The organism is Pedobacter terrae, assembly GCF_900100705.1.
Classification (GTDB): domain Bacteria; phylum Bacteroidota; class Bacteroidia; order Sphingobacteriales; family Sphingobacteriaceae; genus Pedobacter; species Pedobacter terrae.
The window spans coordinates 186623-199807 of the sequence record NZ_FNCH01000009.1 but is presented as its reverse complement, the minus strand read 5'-3'; the positions used below and the strand labels follow the sequence as shown (position 1 = coordinate 199807).

Annotated in this window: 8 protein-coding genes; 6 read left to right on the top strand and 2 right to left on the bottom strand. The window is 43.4% G+C overall.

What is annotated here, in order from left to right; genetic code table 11:
- Positions 1-320: 320 nt before the first annotated feature.
- A complete protein-coding gene (locus BLR60_RS13425) occupies positions 321-1931 on the bottom strand; it encodes a DUF6377 domain-containing protein (RefSeq protein WP_208600634.1) in 1611 nt (536 codons plus the stop codon).
- 286 nt (positions 1932-2217) lie between these two features.
- Between BLR60_RS13425 and BLR60_RS13420 the strand changes: the two genes are divergently transcribed.
- From BLR60_RS13420 to BLR60_RS13395, 6 genes are all read left to right on the top strand, one after another.
- On the top strand, positions 2218-3321 hold the full coding sequence (locus tag BLR60_RS13420; RefSeq protein ID WP_090500639.1) for a glycoside hydrolase family 43 protein: 1104 nt from the start codon (positions 2218-2220) through the stop codon (positions 3319-3321).
- Between the two features lie 192 nt (positions 3322-3513).
- Positions 3514-6666 carry a SusC/RagA family TonB-linked outer membrane protein gene (locus BLR60_RS13415; protein WP_090500637.1) on the top strand — a complete coding sequence of 1051 codons (3153 nt, stop codon included), beginning with the start codon at positions 3514-3516 and terminating at the stop codon, positions 6664-6666.
- Between the two features lie 4 nt (positions 6667-6670).
- The gene (locus tag BLR60_RS13410) at positions 6671-8524 is read left to right on the top strand and encodes a RagB/SusD family nutrient uptake outer membrane protein (protein WP_167354736.1); all 1854 of its coding nucleotides are present in this window, start codon (positions 6671-6673) and stop codon (positions 8522-8524) included.
- A gap of 422 nt (positions 8525-8946) precedes the next feature.
- Positions 8947-10029 carry a PAS domain-containing sensor histidine kinase gene (locus tag BLR60_RS13405; protein WP_090500633.1) on the top strand — a complete coding sequence of 361 codons (1083 nt, stop codon included), beginning with the start codon at positions 8947-8949 and terminating at the stop codon, positions 10027-10029.
- Between the two features lie 192 nt (positions 10030-10221).
- On the top strand, positions 10222-10800 hold the full coding sequence (locus BLR60_RS13400) for a Crp/Fnr family transcriptional regulator (RefSeq protein ID WP_090500631.1): 579 nt from the start codon (positions 10222-10224) through the stop codon (positions 10798-10800).
- A gap of 100 nt (positions 10801-10900) precedes the next feature.
- Positions 10901-11971, top strand: a complete 1071-nt coding sequence (locus tag BLR60_RS13395; RefSeq protein ID WP_244155657.1) for an SDR family oxidoreductase — start codon at positions 10901-10903, stop codon at positions 11969-11971.
- Between the two features lie 506 nt (positions 11972-12477).
- Here the strand turns inward: BLR60_RS13395 and BLR60_RS13390 are convergent.
- Positions 12478-12783 (bottom strand): hypothetical protein, encoded by a 306-nt coding sequence (locus BLR60_RS13390; RefSeq protein ID WP_090500627.1) that lies wholly within the window; start codon positions 12781-12783, stop codon positions 12478-12480.
- Positions 12784-13185 lie beyond the last annotated feature (402 nt).

The window sequence follows — 13185 nt, the reverse complement described above, 5'->3', positions numbered from 1 at the left end:
CTAATGTAGTCATTGGTAATGATAAGTTACATTTTTTCATATATGTAATAATACCTATTCGAAATTATGCCAGTAAGTCGAGAAGCTATTTCGCCTTTTATGAAAATCATCATGCACAGGGGACCTGCGATTTCCTCTATGGCGCGTTTGCAAATGTAAACTTAAATTTAACCCAAACACATCCAAAGTCAAATGATCGGAAAATTATCTACCCTGGCTAGTCAAGTTAAATCGTCATATTACCCCCGAAAATATCTCGCTCATCACCATCAGGTTAAAGCGCTTACGCATGTTAAGCAAATATGGAACACTTGTGCAGGTTAGCGTTCATCTGTAAATTTAATTTCCATAATCTTTTGTTCAAACTGCTCCGGAGGCACCAGCGCTTTTGCTTTCATACGGGCCTTGTAGGTATAAACGGTATTTACCGTATAATCCAGTATCCGGGCAATGGTTTCCGTATCGGTAACCCCTAAACGGATCAGCGCAAAAATACGCAGCGAGGCGGTGAGCATTTCTCCTTCCTTAAGCTCAATCTGTTCGTCGGCTCTTAAAAGTGCATTAAATGAAGAAACGAAATTGGGAAAAAGGGTCAAAAAAACGCTATCCAGTGTACTAAACAACTGGATTTTCTCTTTTTGGATGTGCACATTTCCCAGTACCTGGGTCGCATCCTGATATTTTCCTAATTTAATATTGTGCTGCGCTTTTCGTTTTACTTTATCGAGCGTTTCGATATAGGACGAACAGGTTTTAAAAAATAAGCCGATGAGTTCTTCCTTTATCCGTGATGATTCCCATAGTTTGCCGTTTACATCTTCCAGTTCTGTGTTTTTCTCTGTAATAATCAGATCATTCTGTTCAATACGGATCATCTGTTTGCGGAAAAGCACCAACTGAAAAAGCAAAACAATGGCCACCAGAATAAACAATACAATGCCAATCCAAAGCATCTCTTTATCATGTTGTTTTTCTTCTATCAATCTGCTTGCAATGAGCGGCAGTACCGACTCGATCTGAGCCGCTCTGTTTCTGGTGCCATAAAAAGCGGCATTACCCAGCGCCTCCTGCATACATACATAAGCATCATCATTTCTGTTCATTTTAAACAGTTCCTGCCCCAGCAAAAATATGGCAAATGTTTCTTTCGTGGCCGACCGTATATCGTTGATTGCGGCAAGTGTGAGTAACATTAATTTATCCTCACCTGAATAAGCATGACTGATTCTGGTGGCGATAATGGCAATCTGATGTTCTGATAGATCATGATTCAACAGATAGTCGTAATAAAATCCGGCATCTGGCGGTGTGCTTTGCCCGGCACCAGGTGAAAAAGCCATGTTAATGGTTTTTTCGAGCTCACTCGGGTCAATTAAACTCCCGGCCTTTTCAAATTCTTTTCGCGCAGCTTTACGGTAGCCTGTAGCATAGTAGGCATCGTTATTGTAAGCACCAATTTCATCAAAGAGCATTCCGCGTAAATTCAGATAGTCATACCGGAATTTGCCCGAGAGGCCAATGGTATCTATTTCTGATATTGTTTCAAATGCTTCTTTGTAAAAACCCGACTTTACCAAAACTCTAGCCAACCCCATCTGGCTTTGGATAAGGTGTTGCTTACCGCTTAATTGTTTGGAAAGGGCAATTAACTTATTGGCGTTGGTAATGGCAGAATCAAAACGGAAAGCACTGTATTCATTGAATAATTCAGATAATAATTTGTACCGATCAGGATAACAGGTAGCTGGTACGGCTGAAAGCTTGTTACGCAGTTTCTCTATCTTTTTTTCCTTTTGGCGGATATAATTATTTTCTGTTAAAAGTTCCAGCTTTAGTATCTTCCATAAACTGTCCGCTTTTGAAGTTTGCGCATGAACGGGAACCATGTAAAAGAGCGGAATAATAATTGCAAAAATTTTCTTTATCATCATTAATGCTGTTGGCCTGCGGCATTATATAAACATACAATAAATTATGATTTAAAGTCATATTGCCGCGCCAATATGACGTTTCAAACCCAGGTATGCAGTTTTCTATATACTAAAACCGCAAAAATGGTTTTGATTTTTGAAGCTTAACAGAGCAATAAGACACTCATTAACAGCTGTTTAAAATTTATTTGATTTTGATTTAAATAGAAGATCGCTTTGAATTGAACCGATCGCGTTTTTTCATCGCTACTTTTGGCTAAACCAAATAACAACCATTTTAAACTTTATGAGAAACAGATTTTTTATCTTGATAGCTGCAGGACTTCCCCTCTTGTCCACGGCCTGTCAAAAGCGTTCTCAGGGAGATACGGTCATCACTTCGCAGGGCAAGGTGGTGAAGTATTTTCAAAACCCATTGCTTAACGGAGATCATGCCGATCCTTTTGTAGCCCAGAAAGACGGAAACTATTATTTTCTTTCTACCAAAGGTAACCGTGTAGCCATCGCAAAAACAAAGGCCATGTCGCAACTCGCGGAGGCTACTGAAATCACAGTGTGGACCCCACCTGAAAATACCGATCACTCAGCCGACCTATGGGCGCCGGAATTGCATTTTTTAGCGGGCAAATGGTATATTTATGTTGCCGCAGCACAAAAGGGTGTAGACGATAGTAACCGCATGTTTGTGCTGGAAAATGAAAACGCCGATCCCACACAGGGTAGCTGGAATTTCAAAGGTAAAATTGCTGATGCTGGTCATGATCAGTGGGCAATAGATGGTTCTGTTGTTACAATTGGCAATAAAAACTATTTCGTCTGGTCGGGATGGGAAAATCCATCAGAGAAATATAAACAATATATCTACCTCGCACCCATGTCTAACCCCTGGACCATCAGCGGACCGCGCATCAAGATCTCCTCACCCACAAATGACTGGGAAAAATGGGAACCCACTTTTCTGGGGGCAGGCGTAAACGAAGGGCCAATCATGCTCCAGCGTGATGCTAATAGCCCGGTGTTCATTATTTTCTCTGCCAGCCGGTATAGTAGTGACCATTACTGCCTCGCCCAAATCCAGTTGAAAACCGGCAGCGACCCAACAATTGCAGAAAACTGGATCAACAAAAAACAGGTATTCGTAGCGAGCGATAAAAATGCCGTTTATGGCCCGGGGCATAATGGTTTTTTCTCCAGTAGCCGTAGGGACGATGACGGCACGTTGAAAACCGAAAACTGGTTTATCTATCATGCGCGTAGTATGCCGAATGATCCCGGACAAGCCAGAACGACTAGAATGCAGCAACTATCCTGGAAGGCAGATGGATCACCCGATTTTGGAACCGCCATCAGTACAGGGATCAAGCTATCCTGTCCCATCAACGAACAATAGGCTAATGTATACCGTCCGTTTTGTACTGTGCCGCTAAGGCGGCAAGAGGGATCCGTTTAGCCTTTTTTTCTACAACTCACTAACCAGATTGATAATTTATGACACCAAAAAAAGCTGTGGTCATCCAAAAGACCACATCCTGTTTGCCACCCAATTTTAAACCAGTAATCGAAAAAAACCATTAAACCAGCTATGAGAAAACTTTTACACCACTATAAAGGAAGCACTGCTGTAGGAACCCTTGGTTTCCGTACAATGTGCATCATAATGATCATCTGTTGTTGTTCCGCTGCCCTCGCGCGTGCCAGCACAGATAAAAAAATCCGGCCGTACATATTATCTGCTAAAAACCTTCGGAAAGATATTGAAGTAAGAGGAAGTGTAACCGACACCAGCGGCGTGGGCCTGCCAGGTGTAGTGGTAAGCGTAAAAGGCCGCAGCGGCTTTGGTACAGTTACCGATGTTAATGGCGGTTACCTGATCAAAGTTCCCGAAGATGCCACGCTGGTATACAGCATGGTGGGTTTTATCCGGCAGGAAGTGGCCGTCGGTTCACGCGAATTTATTGCGGTTAAACTGCGCCAAAACCAGGCCATGTTAGAAGATGTGGTGGTGGTAGGCTATGGCACCCAACAAAAAAACAATGTTACCGGTGCGCTTACTTCGGTAAGTTCGAAAGAACTGCTGCGCACACCAACAGCCAGTTTAACCAATAGCCTCGCCGGACGTTTACCCGGCCTTTTAACCATACAGAGCAGCGGCGAGCCCGGAGCCGACGGGTCTGCCCTCTATATCCGTGGATTTGGTACCTACCAGGGCAAGAGCCCCCTCGTGCTGGTTGATGGGATCGAGAACAGCATTGATGGTATTGATGCCAACGATGTAGAAACGGTAAGCGTTTTAAAAGATGCAGCTGCCACAGCCGTTTACGGTATGAAAGGTGCAAATGGAGTGGTACTGGTTACCACTAAACGGGGAAAAACAGGTAAACCACTTATTTCACTTACCGCACAAACGTCGCAACAACGTCCGTTCAATATGCCAGAATACCTCGACTCATTTGATGCGCTAACCTTATTCAGGGAAGCATTGAACAATGATGGTTTGAATGCAAACCTGTACACGGATGCCTATTTGAATAAATTCCGCGACCGCAGTAACCCTACTTACCAGTACCTCTATCCAAACGTTAACTGGACAGAAGAACTGATCAAGCCCTCATCAATGATGAACCAGACCAACCTCAATGTTAATGGTGGTTCTTCAACGGCCAGGTATTTCGTATCTATGGCCTACCTAAAACAGGATGGGTTGTACAAATTTGACGATCTCAATGCCTACAACATTAATGCGGTGATGAATAAGTATAATTTCAGAAGCAATATCGATATCGATCTTTTGCCTACACTGAAGTTGGAACTCAATCTTTCAGACATTGTTCGCGATCGAAACTATCCGACAGAAACGGCAGGCGCATTCTGGTCTGAAATACGCAATACACCAGCCTACCTTTACCCTTTAACCAATCCAAACGGTTCGGTATCCGGACAAAAAGATTCACCAGCCAATCCGTACGGCCGTTTAACGCAGTTTGGATATGGACGCTTTTTTGAAAACACCTTAAGCTCAATTATCGGTTTTACCCTAAAAATGCCCTTTATTACCGAAGGACTAAGCTTTAGAACACGTTTCGCTTACGACGCCCAGAACTTCAGAAACATTACCCGGCAACGCAATTACTCTACCTACCGGTTTATTACGAACGAAAACGAAACAGACCTGAGCAAAGGCCGGTATGAAGAACTGACCACGGGTGATGGTTTACTCGGTTTTAACATTGCTGCGAACGGCAGCCGTAAATCTACCTTTGAAAGTTACTTAAATTACGACCGGACATTTGCGCAGAGACATGTGGTTTCGGGGATGATCCGTTACAACCAGTCGCAAAGTTTTCTGGCTACGGCTACGGCTGATGGTGCCATCGCTGCCTTACCTTATAAGCAATTGGGTATAGTAGGTAGGGTTAATTATGCATTTGACAGGCGTTATGTACTGGAATTTGATGCGGGTTATAATGGTTCAGAGAACTTTATGAAGGGGCGGCGTATGGGCTTTTTCCCGGCAGCGTCTGCTGGCTGGATCATATCCAACGAGCAGTTTCTAAAAGATTCTAAATTGATAAGCCTATTGAAATTAAGAGGTTCTTACGGTATAGTAGGTGTTGATAACAGTGTTGGGCGTTTTGCGTACCTCAGTACCTGGCAAACCGGAAACGGCAGTGGCTACCGCTTTGGTTTGGCCGCCGATGGTGATGGCTACTCCGGCGCTCAGGAAAGTGCCACCGGAAACTCATTCCTTACCTGGGAGCAGTCTAAAAAAACCAATATCGGTGTCGATTTCGAATTATTTAAAGGGCAGATTGCTTTTACCGGTGATGTTTTTACCGAAAGGCGTTCGCAGATCCTGACCACTGCAGCCATTATTCCAAATGTAACGGGTGTTCAAAATCTACCGGCCATCAATGCCGGTATTGTAGACAACAAAGGTTTTGAAGGCGAAATTACCTTCCGCAAACGTTTCGGCAACCACAACCTGATGTTACGTGGCTCCTATTCGTATGCCACCAACCGGATACAGTATGCTGCAGAGCCCAACTATGCCCTGCCATACCGTGGATTAAGGGGCACACAGATCAATGAAGCCTACGGCTTAACCGCTCTTGGCTTATTTAAAGATGCAGCAGATATCACTGCAAGCCCTACCCAGCAATTCGGAGCCGTGCGCCCGGGTGATATCAAGTACCTTGACCGGAACAATGATGGTGTAATTAACAGTCAGGATGAAGGCTACCTGGGCCAGGTAACTACCCCAAAATCAATTGTGGGCCTAACCCTATCCTATACTTATAAAAACTTCGATCTGAATGTTCTTTTCCAGGGTGCTGCCGGCGGCAAACTTTGGTTAACCGGTACATCTGCATGGGCATTCTCTAGCAACAGCTCTGTGCTGGCCGATTATATGGATGGGCGTTGGACCACGCAGAATCCTGACCCAAATGCTAAATGGCCACGATTATCATCTTCCAATAATGTAAATAACAATAAAAACTCAACCTTCTGGCTTAGATCATCCAATTATGTGAGGCTAAAAAATGTAGAGGTGGGTTATACACTGCCCAAAACCTGGATCAAAAAAATCGGACTAACCAATATCAGGGCCTTTGCCACCGGATCAAATATTTTTACCTGGTCTGAAATGAAGATTTTCGATCCGGAGCGCACCAATGGCTTTGGAGACTATCCTCAAATGCGCGTAATCAACTTAGGAATAAATGCTTCATTGTAATCCCATGAAAAACATAACCAAGCTGCTTTTGGCAGTACTATTATTCAGCAGCACGTCTTGTAAAAAATACCTGGATGTTGTTCCGGCCGAATATTCGAGCGAAAATGATGTTTACAATAATATCAATCTTACAGAGCAGGCGCTGGCCCGTTTATACAACGCGCTGCCTAATGAGCTTACCTCACCCCTAACTGCAGCAACAGATGAAACCTACCACCATTGGTTTGATAATGGCGAGGCCATTGATGCTTATAAATATAATCTCGGCGCATGGACTACCAACGATAATCCGTACGGTAACTGGTCAGGAAAATACCAGGATATCCGCAGGGCGAATATCTTCATCAAACGCATAGATGCCGTTCCGGTACCGCTTGATCGTGAAAGTTATTACGCCATCTGGAAACCACGCTACAAAGCGGAGGCGCGTTTTCTTCGTGCACATTTTTATTTTGAACTTTTTAAACGCTATGGAGCCGTTCCGTTAATAACCAGCTCAAACGATGTAGACCCCGGAAACCTGGAAGATACGCAGGTAGCACGCAATTCGGTAGATGAGATTGTCAATTTCATTACAGCAGAGTGCGATGAGATTGCAACCGTACTGCCACTCACCCAGGAGGCGGCACAAACCGGTCGCATTACCAGGGGCGCAGCGCTGGCTTTGAAAGCCCGGACATTACTTTATGCTGCCAGTCCGCTGTTTAATGGCAACCCACTTTACGCCAGCGTACAGAATAAAGATGGCAAGGTGCTTTTTAGCCGTAGTTACGATAAAGAAAAATGGAAAAAAGCTGCAGATGCGGCGAAAGCGGTTATTGATCTGGGCATTTATAAATTATATGCGCCTTTTCCTGATAATCCGGTACAAAATTATGCGGCACAGTTTTATACCCGCGATTATACCGAAACCATCCTGCCAAGAATCCTCGGCAACTCTACAGATATTGACGGAAACTATCTGCCCAACGGCTCCCCTTTTAAAGGAAATGGAAAATTAACGCCTTTACAGCAGTTCGTAGATGCTTATGAAATGAAAAATGGTTACCCGATTAATCAAACCGGTTCTGGCTACAGTGCTACCGGGGTTTGGAGCGGGCAGCTATGGGACGGCTTGAAATTTCAGACGGTGAGCAATATATCCAATATGTACAAAGATCGCGACCCCCGTTTCTATGCCAGTGTATTTTTTCAGTATGATGTATGGCGGTTCGACGCCACTAAGCGTCCGGTAAGACTGGCCTGGTATGGTGCCGGCAACGGCATAACCGATGGCTGGGCAACCGGAAAATCAGGTACTAATCCGTGGGGCTATAATGTTCGCAAATTTTTATCGCCCGGTTATGACAGAAATGCCAATTCGGGTACAGGAACCCGAAACTTTCCTATTTTCCGACTGGCAGAAATGTACCTGAACTATGCAGAAGCCATGAATGAATACCTGGATGCACCAGATCAGTCTGTTTATCAATACCTCAACCTGGTACGCAACCGGGTAGCCATGCCAAATCTGCCAATCCTGGCCGCCGACAATACCAAGGCCGGCATGCGCAACCGCATCCAGAATGAGCGCCGGGTTGAACTCGCCTTTGAAAGCCACCGCTTCTGGGATGTAAGACGCTGGTTAATCGCTAAAACGGTAGATAATGTACCTGCGCTCGGCCTTAATGCACGCCCTTCAGCGGCAGAACTCAGCAGTACCGGGCTGGATGTATCCAGCGAGGCAGCCGGGGTAGCCGTATTTTACAAAACGGTTACCTTACAAAACCGGGTATTTGCCGATAAACATTATCTGATGCCTATACCCCAGTCAGAAATTGATAAAGATCCAAACCTGGTTCAAAATTATGGCTGGTAGGCCTAACACTACAAAAAACAATAGCCGTTATGGCAAGCCTCAAATGCCTGAAGATTTAATACAATCTTCAGGCATTGGCTTTATCTTAAATTATAAATGCTGTGCGGTATGCACTTTTAAGAAGATCCGTTCGGTTTATCAAAATTAATGTCAAAGCTAAATTGTTACGCTTACTGGTAAGCGTGGTTCTGCTGATCTTGTTAAACATTAACTTCCCTTGGCATCAATTTTCATGCCTTACACCCACTATCTACTGCTGTTGATCAGTCAGGCTTTATTGATATTTTTCGGGGATTCCGTTACAAATTTTCATTTCGGCTATGCAACAGCGGTCATTTTAATCGATTATGTAAAATCCTCATAGCGAAACTTGCGGTTCAGCAATCAATCATTATCTTTGCTAAAACTAATAGCAAAGCACATTGCCTAAAAATTTTTTAAATTCTGCTAGCGTTTCTGAAGAAAACCTGTCCATTGCCCTGGCTCAGGTTAAACTTGGATTTTGGGAACTCGACCTCGCTACCAAGCTCATTACCTGTACGGAACAGAACAGGGCTAATTTGGGATTAACGGCTGATCAGGTCATTACCGAAAATACCATTATTGAAGCTATTCTGCCCGAAGACCGCTGGAGGCGCGTGGAAGGGCTAAAACGAGCCATGCATCCCAAAACGCCAACTTATGATTTCGAAATCCGTGTAAAACACCCTTCTCAAGCCATTCGCTGGCTGCAGGTAAGAGGAACCGTTATTTTTGAAGCACGCACACCTGTGCGGATTATTGGCACAACGGTAGACATCTCCGAGAAAAAAGGGATGGAAATCCTTCGCGATGAACTGTTAAACATCACTACGCACGAGCTCAAGTCGCCGTTATCTGTCGTAAAGGGTTATCTGCAGCTCATTTACAAATTCATCGCCGGAACAGGCGATACCAAACACCTGCTTATTGCGGAGCGCGCCATTAATGCCAGCAGCAAGGTGGAACGTTTGATAGAAGAAATCATCCATCCCAGCGCGCATAGCGAATCTGAAATCTTACTTAAAAAAGAAACCTTTGATCTGCGAAAATTGGTTTTAGAGGTGATTTCCAATACCAAGGTGATCAGTGAAGCGGTAGAGATCAAATTGATCACGCTCACTGATGTTTATTATGTTACCGCAGACCGTTACCGTATAGCGCAGGTATTAACCAATCTGATCAATAATGCGATTAAGTATGCGCCTGGCGAATCGCTGATCGTGATCGAAATATCCAGCGATAGTTCAAATGTTAAGATTTCCATTATTGATATGGGAATCGGTATTCCCGACCATGAGCGGGAAAAGATATTTGGGAAATTCTACAGAATCAAAAATTCAAGCAGTGTTGCCGCCGGTAGTGGTATCGGTCTTTTTCTATGTTCCGAAATTATTGCCCGGCATGGTGGTGCAATCGGGATGAGGCCTAATCCAACCGGAAAAGGAACTTTGGCGTTTTTCAGTTTGCCCATTATAAAAAGTTAATCAAAGTGTATGCTAAATTCAAAGTGTGGAGTAGTTATTGGTTCAGTAAGATAGTTAAACCAACCCATGCTTAAAGTTTAGAAATCATAAAGAACAGCGTTAATAAGAATCATTACCATCATATAAAAGGCATCGATATTAAACCTAGCTGTTAATTTATTTAAATTGCATCACTATTCATCTTCATTACTGATGTTCGAAATTTTAATAAAACATATTGGTGATAAGGTTGAGTTGAACCAAAAGGATCTGATCTTGCTAAAAACCTTTTTTACGCCGAAAAAGCTGAGCCGGAAAGCCTTTTTGTTACGTGAAGGGGAAACCTGCAATCACCTCGCATTTGTAAGCAGTGGTATCCTAAAATCATTTGTAAGCGATGAAAAAGGTCAGGAACGGATTAATCTTTTTGCTTTTGAAGGCTGGTGGATTTCTGATTTCAACAGCTTCATTAACCGCGAAAAAGCCCTGCTAAATATCAGCGCCATTGAAAATGCAGAGCTGCTGCTGATCAGTTTTGACGATTACGAGGCATTAACGCTTCAAATCCCCTTAATGGACCGCTATTTCCGAATCCTGTATCAAAACAGCCTGGTTACTAAAGATCGCCGGCTTATCATTTCCAATAAGTCTACTGCAATGGAAAAGTATCTGTCACTCGTACACCATAATCCCGATATGGTAAAAAGCATTCCACATAGCCTCATTGCTTCCTATTTAGGCTTGAGTCCGGAAACGGTGAGCAGGATCAGAAAAAAGCTGTTATTTCAGTAATTCCTTATTGCTTTGATCAATACTTGATCCCGGTCAAGTATTTTAGCATCGGTTCGTGCCTACTTTTGTGCTGTTCTTAAAATTTTAACAAAAGGCATTTATGATGAAAAATATCGCATTGGTGGTGGGTTCAACCGGAATTACAGGGAGTAATCTGGTCGAAGAATTAATTGCGCAACACTGGACTACTTATGGTTTGGCCAGAAACCACAGCAAGCCTGTTGAAGGGCTTAAACCAATTAAGGCAGATCTGCTTGATGAAGAAAGTTTAGCTGTTGCCCTAAAAGATGTTTCCCCTACGCACGTTTTTTTTACCAGCTGGATGCGGAGGGCTAATGAACAGGAAAACATCATCGTTAACAGCACCATGGTGCGCAATCTGCTCCGTGCTTTATCTCCTAAAAAAGCTGTCCGCCATGTGGCCTTGGTTACCGGTTTAAAACATTATTTAGGCCCTTTTGAGGCCTATGCCAAAGAAGGCACATTGCCCGAAACACCGGTACGGGAAGAACATCCCAGGTTAGCCTACCCCAATTTCTATTATGCCCAGGAAGATGCCGTGTATGAAGCGGCAAACAGAGACCACTTTACCTGGAGCATTCACCGGCCGCATACCGTTATCGGCTATGCCATTGGCAACCTGATGAATATGGGAATTACCTTAGCGGTTTATGCCAGCATCTGCAAAGAAACAGGTGCAAAGTTTGTATGGCCAGGTTCAGCAGCCCAGTGGAATGGCTTATCAGATGTTACCGATGCTAACATACTGGCCAAACAGCTCATTTGGGCATCTACTACAGAAAATGCTAAAAATCAGGCTTTCAACATCACCAATGGCGATGTTTTCAGGTGGAAATGGTTGTGGAACAAAATTGCAGATTACTTCGCAATTGAAGCCGACGGTTATAATGGTTCCATCAGGCCACTGGAAAAAGAAATGGAAAATAAACAGGAAATCTGGAGCCAGATCGCACATCAATATGGCTTGAAAGAAACCAGCCTCGATCGGCTAAGCTCAGCCTGGCATACCGATCTCGATCTGGGCAGGCCGCTGGAAGTCATGACTGATATGTCTAAAAGCAGGAAATACGGTTTTACTGCTTTCGAAAGCACGGCAGATTCTTTTGTCAGCTTATTCCGGCAATTGAAACAGGAGAAGATCATCCCATAAATTACGGATAAAATTGCGTCCTGAGGGATAATTTATGGTGTAAAAATCAATATGATAGGCAGATAAAATTTAATTAGGTAATATCCATCAAGTGCATTCCGTCAACGGTAGCTTGTCGAAGAACCTTAACCTGCTGTTAAAGGTATTTCAATACTTCGTCAAGCTCAGCTTGGGCCAGGCTTAACCTGCAAAATATAGGTGAAGTACAAATGATGATACCGCCGCATATATTTTAACTGATTAAATCCGGTACACGGTCAATTGAAATGATGGCCAGAATGGAATAAAACCACTGGTTAACAAGCAGAACCATAACAAGGAAGGTTTACATTACCTGCAATGGAAATATAATGCACAATAGGAGATAGCAAAAGGAACTATTTTATACGCTGATCGCCAACACCTATTCCTCTTTCCTACAGCGATGGCAAGCCTGCTGCTGCTTTAACGGTAACACCGCTTCCCAATGCACAGGCACAAAACCCGGTGGCTTAATCATGGCCTATTTACGGTTTCAATTCCGAAATTGCATCCAGCTCCTCATCCGCTACATAGTTAAAGGTGGCAAAGCAGTTGCCCTTGCGGGTGCGCACAGTGCCCTTAAAACAGTATGGATAATTACTGGCTGATCTCCAAAATACTTCTGCTGATTGTGCAAAAACCAATAAGTCGGTTTTATCCTCAACGATGAATGTTATTTGCTTATCGTTTTGATCCGGTGCCGGAATGCTTTCCAAAAAATGATTTTGATAATATTGGGTACTTTGTACTAATTTCTGATTAGGATATGGGCTATAAGATGTAACGGCCATTAAGCTAAAATTATCAATAACTGCATTGTTATTCTTCCTTTTACCAACATCAAAATAGCGCGAAAGTTTATCGAATTTTCTTCAAGGGTTTCAGATCCGGCAAACAATTGTTTAAACCCGGTGGTTCACCTGCTGTTGTTTAATCAATCATCTTAACTGTAAATCAGGCCCTTAAATAAAACAAAACATCAACAAAGGCAACATTCCAGTTAAGGGTTTCCAGCCCGGGTGGCTTGCGGCTTTTACTTAAAATATTTTTAGGAAATTTACGGGAATTGAAAAACCGCCTGATCAATTTTTACGTATAGTTTAATATGTAGGGGGTGAGAGTCCTACATCGGGCGAAAGCTTGAGAGCGTTAATTTAGATTGGAGGGGCTATAATCATGGATTTGATTAACCC